This window comes from Quyinboa sediminis, from assembly GCF_042219855.1.
Classification (GTDB): domain Bacteria; phylum Bacteroidota; class Bacteroidia; order Bacteroidales; family UBA5342; genus JBHJHP01.
Map to the genome: position 1 here is coordinate 540,931 of NZ_JBHJHP010000001.1, position 23,195 is coordinate 564,125.

Below are 23,195 nucleotides of genomic sequence, written 5' to 3' on the forward strand. Positions count from 1 at the left end.
ATTTTAGCACACAAAAACCAGAAATATGTCATTAGCAGAAGGTAAAGTTTCCCAGGTCATTGGTCCTGTTGTTGATGTTAGTTTTGAAGGTGAAGGCATAGAATTGCCCGCCATTTACGAAGCACTCGAAATTCCAAGAGATTCAGGTTCTCCACTTGTGGTGGAATGTCAGCAACATATAGGTGAAAATACCGTTCGTACCATTGCAATGGATTCCACTGACGGACTTAAACGGGGGATGAAGGTTATTATAACCGGATCACCGATTAAAGTGCCTGTCGGAGACCAGGTTAAGGGACGTTTACTGAATGTTGTTGGTGAAACCATTGATGGTTTGAGTGCCATTTCTAAGGAAAACAGTGAACCCATACATAAAGCACCCCCTGCATACGAAGATCTTTCTACCAAGACGGAGGTATTATTTACCGGTATTAAAGTTATCGATCTCATTGAACCTTATGTAAAAGGGGGTAAAATTGGTCTTTTCGGTGGTGCCGGTGTGGGAAAGACTGTGCTGATACAGGAGATGATCAATAATATTGCAAAGGGACACTCCGGATTATCTGTGTTTGCCGGTGTTGGTGAACGTACGCGTGAAGGTAATGATCTTCTGCGTGAGATGATTGAATCCAAAATTGTGAAGTACGGCGACGAATTCCTGAAAAGTATGGAAGAGGGCGGCTGGGATTTATCCAAGGTGGATGAAGAACAGATTAAGGACTCACAGGTAAGTATGATTTTTGGACAGATGAACGAACCTCCCGGAGCAAGGGCAAGGGTGGTTTTATCAGCTCTTACGGTTGCTGAAAAGTTTCGTGATGGTGACGGAACAGGAGCAGGTCGTGATATTCTGTTGTTTATAGATAACATTTTCCGTTTCACCCAGGCTGGTTCCGAGGTTTCTGCTCTTCTTGGGCGTATGCCTTCAGCAGTAGGTTACCAGCCTACACTTGCTACAGAGATGGGGAATATGCAGGAACGCATTACATCAACCAAAAACGGTTCCATTACTTCGGTTCAGGCTATTTATGTGCCAGCCGATGACCTTACGGACCCGGCCCCTGCAACAACTTTCTCGCATCTGGATGCAACAACCGTGTTAAGCCGTAAAATATCCTCTATGGGTATCTACCCGGCCGTGGATCCACTGGATTCAACATCAAGAATTCTGACACCGGATATTGTAGGTGAAGAACATTATAACTGTGCGCAGCGTGTGAAGGAAATTCTTCAGCGTTACAAGGAACTGCAGGATATTATTGCTATTCTTGGTATGGATGAATTATCTGAAGAAGATAAAATGGTGGTGCACCGCGCAAGACGCGTACAACGCTTCCTTTCACAACCATTCCATGTAGCAGAGCAGTTTACCGGTATTAAAGGCGTCATGGTTCCTATTGAAGATACGATTAAGGGTTTTAACATGATCATGGATGGTGAACTGGATAAGTATCCGGAACAGGCCTTCAATCTTGTTGGTTCAATAGAAGAAGCAATAGCAAACGGAGAAAGACTGTTAAAAGAATAATGGCTATGTATGTAGAGGTGATTACACCAACCAAAGTCCTTTATAAGGGAGATGCTGATATGGCAGAATTTCCTGGTGAATCAGGAAGTTTCCAGGTTCTGGAGGATCACGCACCGTTAATGTCTGTACTGGCATCCGGGAAGGTGGCACTAAGTAAGGGTGGCCACATCTATGAGACCTATAGCATCAGTAGTGGCTATGTGGAAGTGAAAGATAACAATATTACTGTCCTTATAAACGAAGCTGTTTAATTTCCTTTCTGAAAGCATTTCAACTTGAAGATATTAATCATCCGGTTTAGCTCTATTGGTGACGTCATACAATGTATGTCTGTCACCAGTGGCTTTCATCGTAAATATGATAATCCGCAGATCCACTGGATTACCAGGACGGATATGGCGTCTATACTGAAGACCGATCCGCATATTTACCGTGTCTGGGATTTTGACAGGGAAGATGGTTTATTCGGTCTGATCAGGATGGCCAGAGCATTGAAAAAAGAGAAGTTTGATTTGATTTATGATGCTCACTTGAATATAAGATCATACACGGTAAGGTTCGTTTTAAATCCTCTTATTTTTCGTTTTTTCAAAAACAGTCCAAAGGTGATTGTGCGCAAAAAACACCGTTTTAACCGGTTTTTATTTTTCAGTTTGGGTAAAAAAGATGCTATTCCACAGCCATTCAGAGGCATGATATCTTTTCAGAAGCCACTGAGAAAACTGGATTTAGATTTTTCTTCGCGTAAGCATAAGAACTGGTTATTTCCCAAAACGGTGACCAGTAGTGTAGATGCATTGCTGAGCAGTGAACAGTTCAGTATCGACGAGAAAACAATTACTATAATTCCTTCGGCTGCCTGGGAACTGAAAAGATGGCCCCTGGAACATTGGAAGCAACTGGTAGAAATAATGCCGGAATACAAGTTCATTGTCGTGGCAGGACCGGATGACACATTCACCAAAGAGATTGCTGATATTGCCCCGGACCGTGTTTTAAACCTTGCTGGTCGAACAAACCTGAATGAAAGTTTTTATCTGGTTAAGCAGTCTAACTTTATTGTATCGGCAGATACCGGTTTTCTGCATGCTGCAGATCTGTTTGGTAAAGACGGTATAGCATTTATGGGACCAACGGCTTTTGGACACACCACAGGCGAAAGTATAAAAGTATTGGAGATTGATCTTCCCTGCCGTCCATGTTCCAAGGAAGGCAATTCAGAATGTAAGATTGCAGAAATAAAGAAATGTCTGTTTGATATTACTCCCCGTTTGGTTAAAAAAGAGATCGAAAAAACCCTGCAGATTGGTTAAGTCTGATTTCTTTGCGTTAGCTGGCTCAAAATAACCGTTTTAATGGTAATAATAAATCATTATCTTTGCGCCTTAATTTTACAATGGGCTACAGGAAAATGCATCAAATGATTTACTCCGGTGTATTTAACTGCGCTGCAAAATAACCGGAGTGAAATGATCAACATGAAAAACGCCCGTTTTAGTTAATGTACTCCCGGCTTTTTCTGGTTTTGGATGAGATTTGAAAAAATGAAGCAACTTAAAATAACGATTTGTTCAGAAGATTTTCCACCGGTGGTTGGAGGAATAGCCCAGTGGGCCAAAGGTATTGCCGATGGCTTGGTTGAGCAGAACGTAAAAGTTAATGTACATTGCAGACATTTTGATAATTATCCACCTGAATTTGACAAGGATTTTGGCTACCGGGTTTCATATCATAAAAGAAACGACTGGAAGCGTAAACGGACTTTTTACTGGAAACAAATATTGGCAGAACAGATAGAGCAAGGTCATATTCCTGATTTTTGCATTGCTACAACCTGGAATGCTTCACGTGGATTAACCGGTATTTGCAGAAAAAACGGGATTAAATTAATCACGATTGCACATGGACTTGAGGTAACACGCAAGATGCCGGTTCTGAAAAAATTATGGCTGAAGCATACATTTAATCAATGTTTCAGGATCATTGCCGTAAGTGAGTTTACCAAAGCTAAAATTACTGAAAATTTTAACACCCCTGTATCAAAACTTGCAGTGCTGCCTAATGGTGTGGACTACAACTACTTTAAACCGGAAAGCAATACGGATTATCTGCGTGAACGCTATGGTCTGGATGGTAAGAAGATAATTATGACACTGGCCAGGGTTAATCCAAGAAAAGGCCATGATGTTGTCATTAAAGCTATTAGTAAGATTAAGGACAATCTGGGAGAGGTGGTTTATCTTGTTTCAGGACCATACAATGAGAATTACATGGCTGATTTAAAGCAACAGGTCGAAGAACTGGAGCTTGAGGATCATGTTTATTTTTCAGGATATGTTGAGAACTCTGAAATGGTGGATCACTATAATCTGTGTGATATTTATGTTATGCAGAGCCGGTATCTGAACGGGGACAGCGAAGGATTCGGCATTACATTCCTGGAAGCCAACGCATGTGAAAAACCTGTAATCGGAGGCAACTCAGGTGGTGTGCCGGATGCCATCGAAGAAGGTTACAGTGGCTTTCTGGTTGATCCTGAGGATGATGAAGCCCTCTCGGAAAAGATTTTATATCTGCTTCAGAATGAAGACAAAGCTTTAGAGATGGGGAAAAACGGACGAAAAAGGGTGATTAAAACATATAACTGGCCGGCTATTTCACGGCAGTTACTTGATATTATTACAAAAGGATAGACCATCTCCTTTGAGAGGGTCAGAAATGGTATTGGTTTTTGTTGAGGTTAAATGTTGAGGAATTACTTATTAAAAAGAAAATTCCGTCATATTGAACACAGTGATGTGAAATATGATGGTGTGATAAATATTCATCGGTTCAATACTAATAATGTAGGCGACAATGTTTCTGCACCCTATCTTTATTTTCCAGAATTAAGCAGTAACCGGATGGATATTCTGGGTTACCGTGAAAAGACAGATTATTTGCAATGGACCAACGAAATTGCTCAGAATAACGTAGTAGTGGGTGGTGGTGGTTTCCTGGAGCGAAAAGGATTTCGCCATTCTATAGACTTCTTCCTTCACCTGGCTGAAAAAGGCCGTAAAGTTGTGTTCTGGGGAATCGGACATAATGATCCCAACATGGGTTCATACGATTATTATCAGCAAAAATACTCTCATGACATGTCCGGTATTAAACTGTTTGGTGCCCGTGATATCAACAAGCATGAATGGGTTCCATGTGCCAGTTGTATGAGTAGTAATCTGGATAAAAAATATGAAATAAAACAGGAGATTGGCATTATAAAGCACCATAGTTTTGATAACCTTCAGGAATCGGATCATCCGGTCATATATAACGATAGTTCCTTTGAGAAAGTGACGAAATTCATCGGAGAATCAGAATATATTGTAACTGACAGCTATCACGGTATGTACTGGAGCATTCTGATGAAAAAGAAAGTCCTTGTCGTGCCAAATTCTACTAAAATGTTCAATTTCAGGTTTTCGGTACCACATACGGATTTCAGTTCATTTCAGAACCATTTGGGTAAAGCTGTTATTCATGATGATGCCCTTGAAATATGTCGTGAACGCAACACCGGTTTTTCGGAAAAGGTATTTGACTATCTGGGTTTATGAATATTCAGATCTTTTTACAGTAATTGTATATTTGTGAAAAATAAATCGAATTATATATGAAACTGGGCCTGTTTTTTCCGAAAAAGACCACTGATTTTAATAAGGCTGCTGCATCACACTGGATAAGAGTGTTGCAGATGGAAAAGTATTATAAAGAACTGGGAATAGAAGTTTATATTAATAAACCATTTAAAACCTACGATTTTGCAATCTTTTTCAGAAAACCCAAACCTAAATACTACAGGTTCATGCAATACCTGCGATTTATCTCGCGCAATATTTATTTTGATACCTGCATTAACATTTTTGACGAACACGAGGAAATCAACAGTAAACGGCTTGAAGCTGCCCATAAAATTGCTGCTATTTGTGACGGTATCATCTGTGCTTCAGATAAGATTGCAGAAAAAGCTGCACCGCATGCAAAATCGGTATTTGTGATGGATGATCCGGTCGATTTTGAACACTTTAATAAAGTAAAAGAGAAAATAAATTTTGATAATCCGATTTTTGGATGGTCAGGGGTACCGCATAAAGCCATATATCTGAACAAATATAAGGAAGTAATTGACGGTAGAACAAGATTAATTACAAAGGATTATATCAAAGATGTTCCCCTGGAATTTAAATACGAATTTATTGACTGGGACTACAATTCATTTCCTGAAGCATTATTAAAATGCGATATTGGTTTTCTGCCACGTGATATTGATGAGGCCTATAATTCGGGTCACAGTTCACATAAAGCGCTCGTATTTGCCAGCCTGGGTATTCCGGTAATTGCGAATAAAATTCCATCCTATGTTAAACTGGCCGGGTATTACGATGGTATCGTTTTTCTGGAAGATTTTAACGACGATGTAGAGGCCTGCATTAACGAACTGAAAAAACGCGATCCGGATATCAGCAGGTTGAAAAACTATTATTCATGTGAGAACCAGGCATCGCGAATGCTGGATTACCTGACGAGCAGAATCAGGTGTTGTTCATGAATTGAATATTTCAAACAGGTTTTTACGAAAGACTTCTTCGGCGAACAATCCCGAAACCGTTTTCTGTCCTGATTTCCCAATATCCTTTAAAATATTATTTGGCATTTGTATCAATTCAATTAGTTTGTTTGCGACAGTTTCAGCATTACGCTCTACAATAAAACCATTTTGACCGGAGTCTATAAACTCGGTAGAACCCCCTGAATCAGTTGTCAATACAGGAACGCCACATGCCATGGCTTCAAGCAGAGCATTGGAAATCCCTTCGTTTTCTGATAATAATACAAACAGTGAGGCTTTTCTAAGAAATGATGAAGGTTCTTTTTGAAAGCCGGCAAGTTTAATCGTTTGGTTCAAAACAGATGAACTAATCTGGGTTTCCAGGTCCTCTTTTTCACGTCCCTGTCCGATGTAAACTACTTTAATGTTTTGTTTCATGTTATCAGGTAGAGCTGCAACGGCTTCTGTAAGAATATGAAATCCTTTTCTTCTGGTCAGCATACCAGTGCTGATAATGGTAAACTTATCAGGCACTTCTTTTTTAATGCTTAATAAACCCGAGAGGCCTGGAATTGCATTATAAAGGACAAAAACCGGTTTGTTCATCATAAACGGCGCAGATCTCAGATTTTTTTCAATCCGGTGGGCATTGGCAATAATACCATCATTGAGTTTGTTGTAAACCAGATTATGCCATAGCGGGCGATTCATATCCCTGACGATGCCCAGCCGGATCAGATGCCTGATCTTCATTATACGCGATATGATGCCGAAGATAAAATATTCCTTCTTTTTAGTACTGACAATGCAGTCAATCCTGTTCCTTTTTACAAAATGCCAGGCTTTGAAAAAGGAGTACAGATCAAAGTAGGCAATCATAGGCGCAAAGGCTTTTATATATCCTGATCCAAAATTTTCAGCCAGCTTTTTTTTGCGTCCAAAGAAAAATATATGATGCTGTTCCGAAAGTGTTTTCATCGCCATGGTTGTCCATTTTTCATTTCCTCCCCATGATTTTGCCGAACATACAAACAGGATATTCATGTTGTAGTATTAAGTTGGTTTAAAAACAAAGATTCCAGTTTTCTGCTCATGACTTCAGTGGTAAAATGCTTTGATATATGGGTTCTTGCAGCTTTTCCCATTTCTTTACGGTTTGTGTGATCAGAAAAGTATAATTCCAGTTTTTCGACAATTTCTCCGGCCGATTCCGGTTCTATAAGATAGCCGTTTATTTCATTTTTTATAAGTTCTTCAGCACCGTTCACCCGTGTTGCTATAGCAGGTGTCCCGTGCGCCATTGCTTCCATTACCACATTGGGCATACCCTCGTAAAGCGATGGAAGCACAAACACATCAGCAGCCTGATAATACGCGGACAGATCTTCAATAAATCCAATAAAATGTACATGTCGTTCAAGACCAAGTTGCTGTACACTGGTTTTTAATTCCGACTCCAGTTTACCCGATCCTGCAATGAAAAACCGGAAATCCGGGTTTTTATTTTTACACATCTTTGCAGCATCAATCAGGAAACTGAATCCCTTCTGCTCTGACAATCGTCCGGCTGAGAATATGATTTTTTCATCTTTTGTTGTGCCAAAAAGCCTTTGCCTGTTAACTGTTTTATCGATTTCAGGCATAGACATTCCATTGTATATAACATGTATAAAATCGTTTGGAAACCAGCCAAACGATTCGTAAATCTGTTTTATGGAATGTGTATTGGTGATGATTCCATCGATAAGTCGGGTAAACGGGTATTTATATTTTCGCTTATTTGTAAACAGCTGCAGTCCCTGTCGTGAAAATACAGCTTTAGTTCCTGCCTGTCGGGCTGCCCGTCCTCCGATTTTGACATCCTTATTCTGACAGCACACCAATACGTCAATATGACTGTTTATGAGGATTTTTTTTAATTTGGGAATGGATAAAAAACTGATATCCGACGGAATTCCAAATTCAATGGTTTCAACACCCTTTTGAACTGCTTTATGTTCTATGAAGGAATTTTTTAAACATCCAACAATGGTATGATGCCCCAGAGCTGATAGCCCCGCAGCGGCTTCCACCATCCATTTTTCACCGCCACCCCAGCGGTTTTTTCTGAGTGAATTTATGAAGAGTATGTTCATAAAAGGTATTTTCACAGCAAATATAACAGCTTTACAGGTTTTACCCAATATCTTTGCAGGGTTGCACAGAGCAAAAACAAGTCGTAATTTTGTGCCAGTTTAAAAGAATATGAAGCGGGAAGATATAGAAATAATGGCGCCGGTTGGTTCATTTGAGTCACTGATGGCTGCCATACAGGGAGGTGCAGACTCTGTATACTTTGGTATCGGGAGTCTGAATATGCGTTCAAGATCGTCTTTAAACTTTACTGTTGATGATTTGCACGAGATTGTTTCCATCGCAAAAAAGCATCACATTAAAACGTATCTCACCTTAAATACGGTAATGTACGATAACGACCTGAATCAGATGCGCAGTTATGTCAACGCGGCGAAAGAATCAGGCATCTCTGCTGTAATTGCTTCCGATGTGGCTGTGATGCAATATGCCAACAGCGCCGGTGTGGAAGTGCATTTATCTACTCAGCTTAATATTACGAACTATGAATCCCTGCAGTTTTATGCCCATTTTGCCGATGTGGCAGTATTAGCAAGGGAACTAAACCTTGAACAGGTGGCTCAAATGTACATACAGATTACGCAGAATAATTTATGCGGACCCGGAGGAAAACCAATCCGGCTTGAAATGTTTGTGCATGGTGCACTATGTATGGCGGTTTCAGGAAAATGTTACTTGAGTCTTCATGAAATGAATGCCAGTGCGAACCGCGGAAACTGTATGCAGGTTTGCCGTAAAGGCTATAATGTGACAGACAAGGAAACCGGTATTGAACTGGATATTGATAATGAATACATCATGTCGCCCAAGGATCTGAAGACTATTCATTTTTTAAATAAAATTCTGGATTCAGGTGTCAGGGTACTTAAGATCGAGGGTAGGGCCCGTAGTGCTGAGTATGTAAAAACTACAGTTTCGTGTTACCGTGAGGCAGTGGAAGCCTGGCTGGATGATTCATTTACAGAAGACAAAATTGCGGATTGGGATAAACGTCTGAAAACGGTTTTTAATCGCGGCTTCTGGGACGGTTATTATCTTGGTCAACGGCTCGGGGAATGGAGTGCCAATTATGGATCAGAGGCTACAAAGAGACGAATATATATTGGGAAAGGGACAAATTATTTTTCAAAGCTGGGTGTAGCAGAATTCCAGATGGACGCCATGGATCTTTCTGTCGGGGACGAAATATTAATTACCGGTCCAACAACCGGCGTAATAGAAATGACTGTAGATGAACTTCGCGTTGATCTGGAACCGGTTCAGATAACAAGAAAAGGGGAACGGTTTTCGATTTCGGTTCCGGAAAAAATAAGACGATCCGATAAATTGTATAAAATGGTTGATGCCAAAACCTTACCTCGTTGATTATGGGAAAAAGCAAAAACAACTATTACGTTGTCTGGGTTGGAAACAATCCCGGTATTTATGATTCATGGGAGAAATGCAAAGCTCAGGTTCATGGATTTGAAGGTGCCAGGTATAAAGGATATAAGACGAAGGAGCTAGCGGAAATAGCCTATCAAAAAGGACCGGAAAATACAGTTGGTAATAAAGAAGTAAGTGAAATAAACATAGAGTTATTTGAAAAACCGGATGGACCAATTGCCGACAGTATAGCTGTTGATGCAGCCTGCAGCGGGAATCCGGGTAAAATGGAATACCGGGGCGTATATACATATTCCGGGACGGAAATCTTCAGGCAGGGACCACATGAGGAAGGTACCAATAATATTGGTGAATTTCTGGCTCTGGTTCATGCACTGGCATGGCTCAAACAAAAAAAGCTTGACATGCCGGTGTATACGGATAGTAAAAATGCATTGGCCTGGATCAGAAAAAAACGGTGTAATACAAAACTGACTCAGACCAGTAAAAATGCCAGGATTTTTGAACTGATCAAAAGAGCTGAAATATGGCTCAGATCAAATTCGTATGACACAAAAATCCTTAAATGGGACACCAGGAACTGGGGCGAAATACCTGCAGATTTTGGTCGAAAGTAAGTATGTGTCAATGAGACGTAAGACGTAAGACACAGGATGTAAGACATAAGACGTAAGACGTAAGACATAAGATTCAGGATAAAATTTCTATTACCTGTTTTAAAATTCATAATTAACATATGAGGGCAGTAATTCAAAGGGTAAGCAAGGCATCGGTAACAGTAGATGAAAATCTTGTTTCTTCCATTAAAAAGGGTGCCCTGATTCTTTTGGGAATTGAGAATACAGATTCTCATGAAGACGTAGAATGGTTGTCAAAGAAGATAACTAATCTTAGGATATTTCCGGATGATGAAGGCGTTATGAACAGATCGCTTTTGGAAACAAAAGGTGAAGCTTTGGTTGTAAGTCAGTTTACACTGCATGCCCAGACCAAAAAAGGAAATCGTCCTTCATACATCAAAGCAGCCGGCCCTGATAAAGCTATACCTTTGTATGAGGCATTTTGCGGTAATCTCTCTGCTCAACTGGGTAAGGAGGTGGGAAGAGGCATTTTTGGGGCCGATATGAAAGTGGAATTACTAAATGACGGACCTGTAACAATAATTATTGATACGAAAAATAAAGCCTGATGTTTGACTGGATAAAAGAATTCGATGGTGCCGTAACGGTTTGTAACAGAGATTTCATTATTGTATACATGAATGAAACCTCAATCAAAGAATTTGAGAAATACGGGGGTGAGGGGCTAATAGGTCAGAATCTGCTGGATTGCCATAATGCTGTTTCCAGGGAGATGATTAAGGAGCAAATGAAAACCGGTCAACCACATACTTATATAAATGACAAAAAGGATGGCCGAAGAAAGGTCATTCATCAGTCTCCCTGGATGGAAAATGATAAAATTAAAGGGCTTGTTGAAATTTCTTTTTACCTGTAAGTTGTATTTATATCCTTAGTACTAAGTCGTTTTCATGTTTATTACATGTTAAATAGTTATTTAAATAAGTAAATTTTAAATTAATACTTGTTAAATAAAAGTTAAATTAGTAGTTTTGTATGCAAATCAATCCTACTACTCATGAAGAATTTAAAATTTCTGTCACTATACAGTTTTCTTTACATTCTTATCGGAATTGTCTGTTTTAACAACATTTATATACCGGTTGATGGTTACTTCTCTCTATGGTTAGCCGGAGGTTTTGGATTTATTATGCTGGCACGCTATGGGAAAACGGCACTGCCCTTTATGGTATTATCCAATATTATCCTGCAGCTTTTATTGTTCAGAATAAACAATCCGCAACCGGGGAATTATCTGTTTTACACTGCCGTAACTTTAAGTTCTGTCATAAAAACAACACAGCCGCTTATGGCCTGGGTAATCTGGGATAAACTGGAGCAGAAAAAAGGGCGGGCACTTTTTCAGCAGGGTTTTGATGTATTTCAGTTTCTGTTGTATATAGCTATTATTCCGGCCATCCTGACCAGTTGGGGATACGTACTGCTCAATGAGTTATATGCAGGCCGGGTCAGTACGCAGGAGATCATGTACAACGTTCTCAGAATATCCATTGCGGATGCATTGGGGTTATTCCTTTTCGGACCGCTGATTTACAGTATTAAATCGTTGAAAATGATCCCACCAAAGGAAATTGTGATACTGGTGGGCAGCTATCTTATCCCGTTTGTTGCAGCAAAGGCAATTAATAACAATTTTTTATTTGTAATTGTTACCCCCGCAGCGATTATAGCGGCTTATTATATTGATATTAAAAAGCTGATTCCGTTTCATTTGGTGGTTCTGATTCTGGTAATGTGGTTGTCAACCCATCAAATGACTGTTTTTTCTAATGAGATGGCCGATAAAGGATTTATGATATTTATGGTCTTTGCATTTATTGCTACAATAACTTTATTCTATACAAGCATTTCATTTACTGAATTAAAAGAACATAAGCAAAGCCTCGAAAAGCTTGTTGCGCAAAGAACCAGTGATCTTGAAAATGAAATTCAAATCAGAAAAAACACTGAAATTGAGTTGAAGAACAAGGATCGCCTGGTGAACACCATTCTGACTTCATCACCCATTGGGATAACCTTAATAAGGAACAGAAGGGTGGTATGGGTTAATGAAGCTGCCACGGCTATTTTAGGCTATGATGCTATTGAGGTTATATACAATGATACGATGATGTTTTATGCAGATAAAAATGAATATAAGAAGATAGGAAGCCAGTTGTATCCTGAATTGCATCAAAAGGGATTTGGATCCATAGAAACCAAACTGAAGAATAAAGATGGTAAAGTGCTTGAGGTGCTTCTTCAGGCAGTCCCCCTGAACCGAAAAGATCTGACGGATGGCTTAATATTTGCCATTGTGGATATTACCTCTTTAAAATGTGCTGAACGGGAATTAAAGGAGCGGTCTGTCAGACTTGAAGAGATAAACAGAGAACTTGATGCATTTGCCCATTCCGTTGCTCACGATTTGAAAAACCCACTGAATGCTGTAATGGGCTTCTCTGAGCTGCTGGTGAATGAAGGACATATTTTTGATGATGAAGAGAAGTCCGAATATCTGCGCAGGATCAATTTGCAATCAGAAAAAATGTTGCAGATTATTGATACATTGCTACTGCTTTCGGGCGTAAGAAAGGAAAAGGTCAGGCTGGAGTACTGCCGGATGAAAGATGTTGTAAGCAGATCTGTTACCAGTCTTGATGAAATGATCCGTTCCCAAAAAGCGAAAATCAACATACCGGAAATTATGCCGGAAATCAAATCTCACGGGCCCTGGCTGGAAGTTGTTTGGGTAAACCTGATCTCCAATGCGCTTAAATACGGAGGAGATCCTGCTGAAATCAGAATTGGTTACAGGGAATATGATGCCTATGTTCAGTTTTGGGTTGATGATAACGGTTTTGGGATCCCCGAAGATAAAATGGATGCATTGTTTAAGGAATATGTCAGGATCAAATATGACAAGAACGGCCATGGTCTGGGGCTCTCAATCGTAAAACGGATTGTGGAACGCCTGAACGGCGATGTATTTGTTGAAAGTAAACCGGGAGAGGGAAGCCGGTTTGGCTTTAAACTTCCAAAAGTAAATATTGAAGTTAATCCGTTACGCGTTGAAACAAATGTTTAGGATAAACCACATCAGTTAAAAACAGGGCATGCCCGGGAACAGATGTTCCGGCTTTACTGCGGTTACGGCTTACAATGACATTCTCAAATTCTTCCGGTGTCATCCTGTTTTTTCCTACCTCAAGTAAGGTACCCACAATGGCTCTTACCATGTTCCTCAGAAACCGGTCTGCTCTGATATGAAATACCAGGTCATGCGATGACCTGTTCACCCATTCTGCCCTGAGTATTTTGCAGTCATTCGTTTTTACATCGGTATGTAGTTTGCTGAATGATGTGAAATCAGTATAATCAAGAAGCAATTTGGCACTTTTGTTCATGCTTTCAACGTCCGGTTCATAGGGTAAATGAAGTGTTGTGTCCTTTAGAAACGGGTCTTTACGTAAAATTATATGATATTCATACGCTCTTTCAACTGCATGAAAGCGGGCATGAGTCTCAGAATCAACAGCCGATATGGAATAAATAACGATGTCAGCTCCCAGATAACGGTTGAGCTGATACATAAGTTGTGTTGGTTCAGATAATGCCTCTTCAGTATCGAAATGAGCCACATAATACCTTGCATGTACGCCGGTATCCGTTCTTCCGCATCCGGTTATCTGAATGTTTTGCCGGGTTATAAGAGAAAAAGCTTTTTCCAGGGTTTCCTGCACCGAAGTTGCATTAGGTTGTATTTGCCATCCATGAAAAGAAGCTCCGTTGTATGCCAGTTCTGTAAAATACCTGTAACGCATAGACTAAAATAAAAATCTGTCAAATATACCAAAAACAAATAAAAAAGGCTGCCCGGTTCATTTTCTGCGGACAGCCTGATTAAGGTGTTTCAGATCGTTTAATAGCGATCTGCAATAATATTCCAGTCTATAACATTCCAGAATGCCTGAATGTAATCGGGACGTTTGTTCTGATAGTCCAGGTAATATGCATGTTCCCAGACATCACAGGTTAAAAGTGGCTTCATGCTGTCTGTGAGCGGGTTGCCTGCATTGCTGCTTTGGATAATTTCCAGTTTTCCGTTGCTATTTTCAACCAGCCAGGCCCAGCCAGATCCAAACAATGTGGCTGCAGCTTTACTGAATTTTTCTTTAAATGCTTCGAATGAACCAAAGTCCTTATCGATAGCTTCAGCTAATTTACCGCCCGGAATTTTGGGTCCATCAGGTGAAAACTGGGCAAAATAAAACGTGTGATTCCAGATTTGAGCTGCATTGTTAAAAACGCCGCCTTCTGAAGATTTAATAATCTTTTCAAGACTCATATCCGCGTATTTTGTTCCTTCAATCAGGTTGTTCAGATTATTAACGTAAGCCTGATGGTGCTTTCCGTGATGAAACTCCAGAGTTTTTTTGTCAATGTGAGGAGCCAGAGCATCTAATGCATAGGGTAATGGTGGGAGTTCAAATTTCATGATCTTTTTGTTTTAAATTATTAATATTAGAAACTTTCTTTCGTAATATGCTGCATTATAAGGACATAAAAAAATGTTGTTTGCTTTATAACGCACCTGCTAAGGTAAGGCTTTTTAAGCGGTTTAACGTTTAAATTGTGTTAACATATAATAGGTAAGTGTTACTTTTGACCGTATTGTTCTGTAGGAGAAAGTGATCAACGGTATCTTTTTGAAAGCAAAAGAAATTGCTATATTTAAGCAGTGTAATTTCAGATTATCCGGCATTGAAAGTAATATTTATCATTAGTGATGAACTGTAATTTATACTTTGATAGATTTTCGATATGGAAATTATAAATGAGTATCAGCGTATTCTGGGATTAAAGCCTAAGATTGATCCGCAGGATTATATTGTCATTCTGGAGACACTTTTAAATAAAATGGTTGGTGACAGTCGATCTTCCAGGGTAGAATCCATGACTTACTATACGCTTTTTCAGAAGGCTCCGGTTGTTTACCTGGTTCTTAATGAAACATACCGTATTCTCGATGTTAACCATAAAGGGATTGATTTACTGGGAAAGACTAAAGAAAATTTACGGTCCGCATTGTTTACTGACTATATTGTTCCTGATTATAAAGAGATCTTTAATTATTACATGGAACAGGTTCGTTCTATGTCTGATTTAGGCTTTTGTGAAGTAAAGCTGAAAAGCGCAGACGGCAAAGCGTTATTTGTTCGTATTCTGGGGAAATTCAATCACAATGATACAGACGGAAATGAATTCTGGTTGAATATAGTGGATGTTAATTCTCAGAAGGAATACGAGTCTAAAATACTTTCTGAAAGGGATAAAGCACGTCAGAGTGACTTGCATAAATCTACCTTTCTGGCGGATATGAGCCATGAAATCCGCACCTCGATGAATTCGATCATCGGATTTTCAAATTTACTGGCCGATCGGGGAATTTCAGATGAACAAAAGAGAAACTACCTTGGCACAATCAAGGAATCAGGTAATCAGCTGCTCAAAACCATAAATGATGTCATCGATCTGTCCAAGCTGGATGCCGGACAGTTAAAGATTAATCGTGCAGAATGCAACATGATCGAAATCTGTTCTTATTGTTATAATGTTATCAGTAATGATCCGGTTAAACTGCAAAAGAAGGATGTTGAGCTAAGGCTGAATTTTACAGAAAAAAACCGTGACATAAATGTGTTCAGCGATTCTGAACGGATTAAACAAATCCTGATTTACCTGCTTACGAATGCGGTTAAATTTACCGACAGGGGCTTTATTGATTTTGGGTTCAATATTAAACATTACGACCAAAAGCCATTCGTTGAATTTTATGTAAAGGATACCGGATGTGGCATTCCTACGGAAAACCTGCAGCAGATATTTAACAGGTTTTACAGAGCCGGCAATTCTGAGGATCAGGTTGGGGCAGGACTTGGTTTAAGTATCAGTAAGGGCCTTGTGGAGTTGTTGGGTGGTGATATTTATGTAAGTTCAAAGGTGAACGCAGGTTCCGTCTTTTCGTTTGCCATTCCCTTTGTGTCAGGAAATACAAAAAAGGCAGAAAAGACAATTTCTGACAATGCTGCGCTGAACATGGAAGGTATGACCATAATCATAGCAGAAGATGATGAAGCCTCCTATTTGTATTTGCGTGAGTTACTGAGCGGTTTTAATGCCTCAATAGAACGGGCCAAAAATGGTAAAGAACTGCTTAAATTAACTGATACAGAGGAGCCGGCCTTGATTTTACTGGATATAAATATGCCTGAAATGGATGGTTATGAAGCGCTGATAAAACTAAAAAGTAAAAAGATCAGCAGTAAAATCATCGTTCAGACCGCCTATGCACTGAGTGAAGAAAAGCAGCGATTCGTAAACGCCGGGGCGGATGGCTACATATCAAAACCCATCATTAAGAAAAACATCCTTGATCTTATTGCCAGAACGATGAGGGGTACTAATTGAAACTGCGAAAATTCACCTTTTAATAAAGCAGATACTGAATTGGGTTCAATACCTTTAGTAAGTTGGAACGGTTTCGGTTATTCTGCAACGGCATGTTCAAAATGGTATCCTCTCAGCAGATCTTCAACGGGCATGCGCTTTTTTCCGGCAAGTTGAATTTCTTTAATGCTGATCCATCCATCTCTGCACCCAATTTTCAAATAGGTTTTGTTATCTGTTACAAGCTGACCCGGTTTAGATTGTGTATCCGGTTGAAAAACAGACTTGTATATTTTTGCACTGGTGTTTTTTGACTCATCATCAAAACGAAGCTGTGTCCAGGCCGCAGGATACGGGCTTAAGCCCCGGATATGGTTATAAATTTTGTGCCCCTGTTGATCCCAGTCAATTTTACAATCATCCCTGAAAATCTTAGGTGCACTTTTTAATTCTGTTTCATCAGAAAAATATGAACCTTGTGGCTGTGTTTTTACTGTTCCGTCAATAATGCTCTGCACCGTTTCGATGACAAGCTCTGCACCGGTTTCCATCAGCAAATCATGGAGCTCACCGGCATTCATATCATCTGTAATACTTACGGCCTTTTGTTGAATAATTTCACCCGTATCAATCTTTTCATCAATAAAGAAGGTGGTCACGCCCGATTTTTTTTCTCCGTTCATTACCGCACGGTTGACAGGAGCAGCACCGCGATACTGTGGAAGTAACGAGGCGTGCAGATTAAAGGTTCCGTGTGTGGGTAAAGACCATACTACTTCCGGCAACATTCTGAAGGCCACTACTACCTGAAGATCCGGTTTGAGGGCTCTTAACTGATTCAGAAAATCTTCGGATTTCAGCTTTTCCGGCTGTAAAACAGGTATCTGCTTTGACACAGCATATTTTTTAACGTCAGATTCAATTAACTTCTGGCCTCTTCCTGCAGGTTTATCCGGTACGGTTACAACACCAGCTATATTATACCCGTTCTCAACAAGAGCCTTTAAACTACCCGTAGCAAATTCAGGTGTTCCCATAAATACAATCCTGAAATCTTTCCTGTCCATAAAATTGTCTTTTTTAAGATTGATTGCGTTTATCCTGTCCCCATAATAGTTTGTTACGCAATGTTTCGTAAAAGTCGTTGTTTTTGCGTTTGAGAACATTGATGGTAAAGTCGGCTTTGGTAATCAGAAGTTCTTTGTTGATATCAAAGGCCATGGAATGAGAATCCACAGATACAAGATAGTTTGAGGACCTGGATTCGATATTAATTTTAATCTTCTGGGCATCCGGTATAACCAGTGGTCTGACGGTAAGACTGTGTGGTGCGAGAGGTGTTAATACCAGGCTGTTGGACTGGGGCAGGACGATTGGTCCTCCGGCACTCATGCTATAAGCCGTGGAACCGGTAGGTGTAGATATGATTAGTCCATCGGCCCAGTAGGAATTGAGAAACTGATCGTCTATAAAAACATGGATGACGATTAACGATGATGTATCGCGCCGCAGAACAGATATGTCATTCAGAGCATAATTGCAATTATCAAATGAATTACAGTCAGAGTGTAGCTTTATCAGGCCTCTCTTTTCAAGAATGTAATCTCCGCTGATGATATCATCAAGAATTTCATTAATTTCTGCAAGAGTTACATCTGCAAGAAAACCCAGTCTGCCGGTATTGATCCCTATAATTGGAATCCCTGAATCACCTACCAGTCTTGCCGAACGCAGAAATGTTCCATCACCACCGATGCTGAATACGAAATCGAAAGACTTCAGATCGGCATGCTGATCCAGAATATTGATTTTGGAAGGAAGCTCTATACCATGTTGTTTGACGTCTTCGATAAGAAGTTCTGAAATTTCAAAATGGATCTCCGCTTTCTGACATTGTCTGATAAACTCTCCAAAGTGTGCCTTATACTCTTCTGTAATTTCTCTTCCAAATAGCGCAATTCTCATACCTTATTTTTTACAAATGTAAAAAGAATTAAGTGAATCATTTGTAATAGAAGTTTTGAACCATACAAATTAATGATCCGGCCCGGCCTGGTCTGTCTGTTGTAGATACATGTTAGATTAATATAATATTTACACGTAATGTATTTTAGTATGTTTTTGCTTATTTATTTGGTTTATAAGTTAAAATTATGTTAATTTGTACTTATTTGTATTAATTTAAATAAAATATTTAACATAATCTTATAGCAATGAATCCATCCTCACTACTCAAACTCAAGATTTTATTTCTTCTGATACTCTGTAATATTCCACTATTCAGTGGTTTTTCACAGGTTGAAGATTTAAGGGTTGCCGGCGATGCTTATTTGACTGATGTCGATATTGCAACGTTAACAGAAAATTTACAAAATAGTTCAGGTGCTGCCTGGGCTGCTTCGCGTGTTAATCTTAATTACAATTTTAAGATAAATGCAAAGATCTATTTTGGTGACAATGACTCCGGTGGAGACGGAGCTGCTTTTGTGCTTCAGAAAACGTCGAATCGTGTTTTTGCTACACAGGCTGGTGGCCTGGGTTACAACGGGATTACTCCTTCACTTGCGGTTGAATTTGATACCGATTATAATTCATCTTATGATCCGGTTTCAGGAGATCACATAGCGATCATAAAAAACGGAAAAAGTAACCTGGCTTCTGCACATGAAGAATTGGTTGCTGTATCTAATGTTACTCAGATGGAAGATGGGATGTGGCACAGTGTAGAATTTTCATGGAAGGCCACCCAAAAGGAATTTCAGGTAAAATATGATGCGCAGACGATCAGTTCTGTTAATATTGATTTGATCAATGATGTTTTTGGTGGTGATAATTATGTGTATTTCGGGTTTACAGCATCTACAGGTGCTGTATCAAACCTGCAGCAGGTTGAACTGGTAAATGTTGCTACTTCTCATATTAATAATTCTTTACCCTATATGTCAGATATAGATGATATCAGTACATGTGAGTCCGTTCCGGAGTTGGCATTTACATTTACTGCCAGCGATGATGAAACCCTCCCGTCAAAAATATATCTTGAGGCTTCCTCGTCAAACGATACGCTGGTACGATCAGATCAGATCACATTTACCGGGGATGATACGGTAAAAACAATTCATATTGTACCTGAGCCGGGTCAGTCCGGAGTTGTGGATATTTCTGTAACAGCTTATGATGCTGATGGTGCATCAGTCAGCAGGACCTTCACGTATACGCTTATTGACTGTGATTATGATAACGATGGTGTGATCAATGAACTGGATGCCTTCCCGTATGACCCAACTGAAACGGTGGACACGGATAATGACGGTATTGGTAATAATGCGGATACCGACGATGATGGTGATGGATTCCTTGATAGTGATGAAACCGATAATGGAACGGATCCTTTAAATGCCGGATCGGTTCCATCCGATAATGACGGAGATAAAATAAGTGATCTCAATGATCCGGATGATGACAATGATGGAGTTATAGACACAGCAGATGATTTCCCGATGGATGCATCAGAAAGTGTGGATACGGATAATGATGGCATTGGAAATAATGCGGATTCCGATGATGACGGTGACGGATATTCGGATACGGATGAGGCGGCCAATAACACCGATTCTCTGGATGCAGGTTCTGTACCTCCAGATAATGATGGTGATAAGCTTAGTGATCTGAACGATACTGATGATGATAATGATGGCGTGATAGACACAGCAGATGAATTCCCGCTTGATGCTTCAGAAAGTTTGGATACTGATCATGACGGCGTGGGAAATAATGCAGATACTGATGACGATGGTGACAGCTATTCTGATGCGGATGAGGCGGCCAATAACACCGATCCTTTGGATGCCGGTTCTGTACCTCCTGATAATGATGGGGACAAGGTTAGTGATCTGAATGATCCGGATGATGATAACGATGGTGTAATTGATACAGAAGACAAATTCCCGATGGATGCGTCTGAATCGGTGGACACAGATAACGATGGAGTTGGAAATAATGCAGATACCGATGACGACGGTGACGGCTATTCTGATGCGGATGAGGTGGCTAATAATACCGATTCGTTGGATGCCGGTTCTGTGCCTTCTGACAATGATGGAGACAAGGTTAGTGATCTGAATGATCCGGATGATGATAACGATGGTGTAATTGATACAGAAGATAAATTCCCGATGGATGCGTCTGAATCGGTGGATACAGATAATGATGGTGTAGGAAATAATGCGGATCCGGATGATGACGGTGACGGCTATTCTGATGCGGATGAGGCGGCCAATAACACCAATCCGTTGGATGCCGGTTCTGTGCCTTCTGACAATGATGGAGACAAGGTTAGTGATCTGAATGATGCAGATGATGATAACGATGGTGTTATTGATACAGAAGATGAATTCCCGATGGATGCGTCTGAGTGGATCGATACGGATAATGACGGTACCGGAAACAATGCCGATACTGATGATGACAATGATGGTTATCCCGACGTGGTAGAACTGTCAAATGAAACTGATCCGCTGGATGCAGAATCGGTTCCGGATGATATGGATGGTGATGGAATAAGTGACAAAGATGATCCGGATGACGATAATGACGGTGTGCTGGATGTTGATGATGCATTTCCGAAGGATCCGACAGAAAGTATAGATACAGATAACGATGGTATCGGCAATAATGCTGATTTTGATGATGACGGGGACGGTTATACTGATGCTGATGAGCTGGCAAACGATACTAATCCGCTGGATGCAGGTTCTGTGCCGCCGGATAATGATGGTGATAAGGTGAGCGATCTGAACGATCCGGACGATGATAACGACGGTGTTGGTGATGCGGAGGATAAATTTCCGATGGATGCTTCAGAATCAACGGATTTTGATAACGATGGAATTGGTGATAATGCTGATCCTGACGACGATAATGATGGTGTGATTGATGCTGAAGATGCATTCCCGTTAGATGCAGCGGAAAGTGTGGATACGGATAATGATGGTGTAGGAAATAATGCCGATCCGGATGATGATGGTGATGAATATGCCGATACAGATGAGCTGGATAATGGAACAGATCCATTAAATGCGAATTCAACACCGCCGGATAATGATGGGGACAAGGTAAGTGACCTGAATGATACGGATGACGATAACGATGGTGTTGTTGATACAGAGGATAAATTCCCGATGGATGCGTCTGAATCGGTGGATACAGATAATGACGGGGTAGGAAACAATGCGGATCCGGATGATGATGGTGATGGTTACGGTGATGCTGATGAGGTGGCGAATAATACCGATCCGTTGGATGCAGGCTCTGTACCTCCTGATAATGATGGAGACAAGGTTAGTGATCTGAATGATCCGGATGACGATAACGATGGTGTGAGTGATGTGGATGATAAATTCCCCATGGATGCCACTGAATCAGAGGATTTTGATAATGATGGGATTGGTAATAATGCTGATTCTGACGATGATAATGATGGTGTGAATGATGCCGAAGATGCTTTCCCGCTGGATGCATCAGAAAGTGTGGATACAGATAATGATGGCGTAGGAAACAATGCTGATCCGGATGATGACGGCGATGGGTACAGCGATGCCGATGAGGTTGCTAACGAAACCAATCCTTTAAATGCAGGCTCTGTGCCTCCTGACAATGATGATGATAGGATCAGCGACCTGAATGATCCTGACGACGATAATGATGGTGTGAATGATGCCGAAGATGCTTTCCCGCTGGATGCATCAGAAAGTGTGGATACAGATAATGATAGCGTAGGAAACAATGCTGATACAGATGATGACGGCGATGGGTATTCTGATACAGATGAGCTGGATAATGGAACAGATCCTCTGGACGCGAATTCAACACCGCCGGATAATGATGGTGACAAGGTAAGTGACCTAAATGATTCTGATGATGATAATGATGGTATTCCTGATGATGAAGATCCGACTCCTTATGGCACAGCAGATGCAGTTAAGTCGGCATCACTACTTAAGGCGAATATATATCCATCTGTTGGACATGGAATAGCAACCATTAATGTCGACAACGGTCAGGGCTATACAGTTACAGTTTATGGCTTAAGTGGTCGAATAATTTGTCAAATTGATGATTGTTCGGGTAAGCAAAAGCTGGATATAAGTGATCAGGCAGCAGGAGTGTATATCATAAGAATAGCTCAGGATTCCAGGCAGGTTGCAAATCTGAAGCTTATGAAACAATAAACAAAAACGTTCTCATTAGAAGGGAGGTGCAATAAAGTGCCTCCCTTTTTTTATGCCTGGATGGTTTCCTGTCCAAAAGCTTTATAATATGTGAGTCTTATTTATTAGTGTTCTGCTTATTTGAAAAGATGCCTGTGGGTCTAAAATTGCAATCAAAAAAAATAGATGTAAAAAACGAAACCGCAGGGCTAAATATTAAATGTTAAAATAATATTAATAATTGCGTCCTGGGCGATGTTTTAAAGCGGTAATATTAA

At 40.2% G+C, this 23,195-nt stretch carries 19 protein-coding genes; 13 read left to right on the forward strand and 6 right to left on the reverse strand.

What is annotated here, in order from left to right:
- Window positions 1-25 precede the first annotated feature (25 nt).
- From atpD to ACE1EF_RS02300, 6 genes are all read left to right on the forward strand, one after another.
- Entirely contained in the window at window positions 26-1,528 is a 1,503-nt protein-coding gene (gene atpD / locus ACE1EF_RS02275) for a F0F1 ATP synthase subunit beta (protein WP_375718985.1), read from the forward strand.
- On the forward strand, window positions 1,528-1,779 hold the full coding sequence (atpC, locus tag ACE1EF_RS02280) for an ATP synthase F1 subunit epsilon (RefSeq protein WP_375718986.1): 252 nt from the start codon (window positions 1,528-1,530) through the stop codon (window positions 1,777-1,779). The genes atpD and atpC overlap by 1 nt, the downstream gene beginning before the upstream one ends.
- Window positions 1,780-1,803: 24 nt before the next feature.
- Window positions 1,804-2,841: a glycosyltransferase family 9 protein gene (locus tag ACE1EF_RS02285; RefSeq protein WP_375718987.1), complete on the forward strand. Its 1,038-nt coding sequence runs from the start codon at window positions 1,804-1,806 to the stop codon at window positions 2,839-2,841.
- A 231-nt stretch (window positions 2,842-3,072) separates the two neighbouring features.
- Entirely contained in the window at window positions 3,073-4,221 is a 1,149-nt protein-coding gene (locus ACE1EF_RS02290) for a glycosyltransferase family 4 protein (protein WP_375718988.1), read from the forward strand.
- A gap of 51 nt (window positions 4,222-4,272) precedes the next feature.
- Window positions 4,273-5,127 carry a polysaccharide pyruvyl transferase family protein gene (locus ACE1EF_RS02295; protein ID WP_375718989.1) on the forward strand — a complete coding sequence of 285 codons (855 nt, stop codon included), beginning with the start codon at window positions 4,273-4,275 and terminating at the stop codon, window positions 5,125-5,127.
- A gap of 56 nt (window positions 5,128-5,183) precedes the next feature.
- Entirely contained in the window at window positions 5,184-6,119 is a 936-nt protein-coding gene (locus ACE1EF_RS02300) for a glycosyltransferase family protein (protein WP_375718990.1), read from the forward strand.
- Here the strand turns inward: ACE1EF_RS02300 and ACE1EF_RS02305 are convergent.
- The gene (locus ACE1EF_RS02305; RefSeq protein ID WP_375718991.1) at window positions 6,114-7,163 is read right to left on the reverse strand and encodes a glycosyltransferase; all 1,050 of its coding nucleotides are present in this window, start codon (window positions 7,161-7,163) and stop codon (window positions 6,114-6,116) included. The genes ACE1EF_RS02300 and ACE1EF_RS02305 overlap by 6 nt on opposite strands.
- Window positions 7,160-8,254, reverse strand: a complete 1,095-nt coding sequence (locus ACE1EF_RS02310; RefSeq protein WP_375718992.1) for a glycosyltransferase family 4 protein — start codon at window positions 8,252-8,254, stop codon at window positions 7,160-7,162. Before ACE1EF_RS02310 ends, ACE1EF_RS02305 begins: the two co-directional genes overlap by 4 nt.
- Window positions 8,255-8,363: 109 nt before the next feature.
- Between ACE1EF_RS02310 and ACE1EF_RS02315 the strand changes: the two genes are divergently transcribed.
- The 5 genes from ACE1EF_RS02315 to ACE1EF_RS02335 all read left to right on the forward strand — a co-directional run bounded on the left by ACE1EF_RS02315 (window position 8,364) and on the right by ACE1EF_RS02335 (window position 13,346).
- A complete protein-coding gene (locus ACE1EF_RS02315; protein ID WP_375718993.1) occupies window positions 8,364-9,617 on the forward strand; it encodes a peptidase U32 family protein in 1,254 nt (417 codons plus the stop codon).
- A gap of 2 nt (window positions 9,618-9,619) precedes the next feature.
- Entirely contained in the window at window positions 9,620-10,255 is a 636-nt protein-coding gene (locus tag ACE1EF_RS02320; RefSeq protein ID WP_375718994.1) for a ribonuclease H1 domain-containing protein, read from the forward strand.
- Between the two features lie 119 nt (window positions 10,256-10,374).
- A complete protein-coding gene (gene dtd, locus ACE1EF_RS02325) occupies window positions 10,375-10,827 on the forward strand; it encodes a D-aminoacyl-tRNA deacylase (protein ID WP_375718995.1) in 453 nt (150 codons plus the stop codon).
- On the forward strand, window positions 10,827-11,135 hold the full coding sequence (locus ACE1EF_RS02330) for a hypothetical protein (RefSeq protein WP_375718996.1): 309 nt from the start codon (window positions 10,827-10,829) through the stop codon (window positions 11,133-11,135). The genes dtd and ACE1EF_RS02330 overlap by 1 nt, the downstream gene beginning before the upstream one ends.
- 141 nt (window positions 11,136-11,276) lie before the next feature.
- Complete coding sequence (locus ACE1EF_RS02335; RefSeq protein ID WP_375718997.1) at window positions 11,277-13,346, forward strand: ATP-binding protein; 2,070 nt, start codon at window positions 11,277-11,279, stop codon at window positions 13,344-13,346.
- On the opposite strand, the gene truA is transcribed toward ACE1EF_RS02335, so the two are convergent.
- Both truA and ACE1EF_RS02345 read right to left on the reverse strand, forming a co-directional pair.
- The gene (gene truA, locus ACE1EF_RS02340; RefSeq protein ID WP_375718998.1) at window positions 13,315-14,082 is read right to left on the reverse strand and encodes a tRNA pseudouridine(38-40) synthase TruA; all 768 of its coding nucleotides are present in this window, start codon (window positions 14,080-14,082) and stop codon (window positions 13,315-13,317) included. The two genes, ACE1EF_RS02335 and truA, sit on opposite strands and share 32 nt — an antisense overlap.
- A 98-nt stretch (window positions 14,083-14,180) precedes the next feature.
- On the reverse strand, window positions 14,181-14,756 hold the full coding sequence (locus ACE1EF_RS02345) for a superoxide dismutase (RefSeq protein ID WP_375718999.1): 576 nt from the start codon (window positions 14,754-14,756) through the stop codon (window positions 14,181-14,183).
- A gap of 326 nt (window positions 14,757-15,082) precedes the next feature.
- On the opposite strand from ACE1EF_RS02345, the gene ACE1EF_RS02350 reads away from it, so the two are divergent.
- A complete protein-coding gene (locus ACE1EF_RS02350) occupies window positions 15,083-16,729 on the forward strand; it encodes a hybrid sensor histidine kinase/response regulator (RefSeq protein ID WP_375719000.1) in 1,647 nt (548 codons plus the stop codon).
- A gap of 77 nt (window positions 16,730-16,806) precedes the next feature.
- Here ACE1EF_RS02350 and fmt read toward each other — a convergent pair whose 3' ends face one another.
- Together fmt and ACE1EF_RS02360 are read right to left on the reverse strand one after the other, a co-directional pair.
- Window positions 16,807-17,775, reverse strand: a complete 969-nt coding sequence (fmt, locus tag ACE1EF_RS02355; protein ID WP_375719001.1) for a methionyl-tRNA formyltransferase — start codon at window positions 17,773-17,775, stop codon at window positions 16,807-16,809.
- Between the two features lie 13 nt (window positions 17,776-17,788).
- On the reverse strand, window positions 17,789-18,673 hold the full coding sequence (locus ACE1EF_RS02360; RefSeq protein ID WP_375719002.1) for an NAD kinase: 885 nt from the start codon (window positions 18,671-18,673) through the stop codon (window positions 17,789-17,791).
- Window positions 18,674-18,921: 248 nt separating this feature from the next.
- On the opposite strand from ACE1EF_RS02360, the gene ACE1EF_RS02365 reads away from it, so the two are divergent.
- On the forward strand, window positions 18,922-22,938 hold the full coding sequence (locus ACE1EF_RS02365; RefSeq protein ID WP_375719003.1) for a lectin-like domain-containing protein: 4,017 nt from the start codon (window positions 18,922-18,924) through the stop codon (window positions 22,936-22,938).
- The last annotated feature ends 257 nt before the right edge of the window (window positions 22,939-23,195 follow it).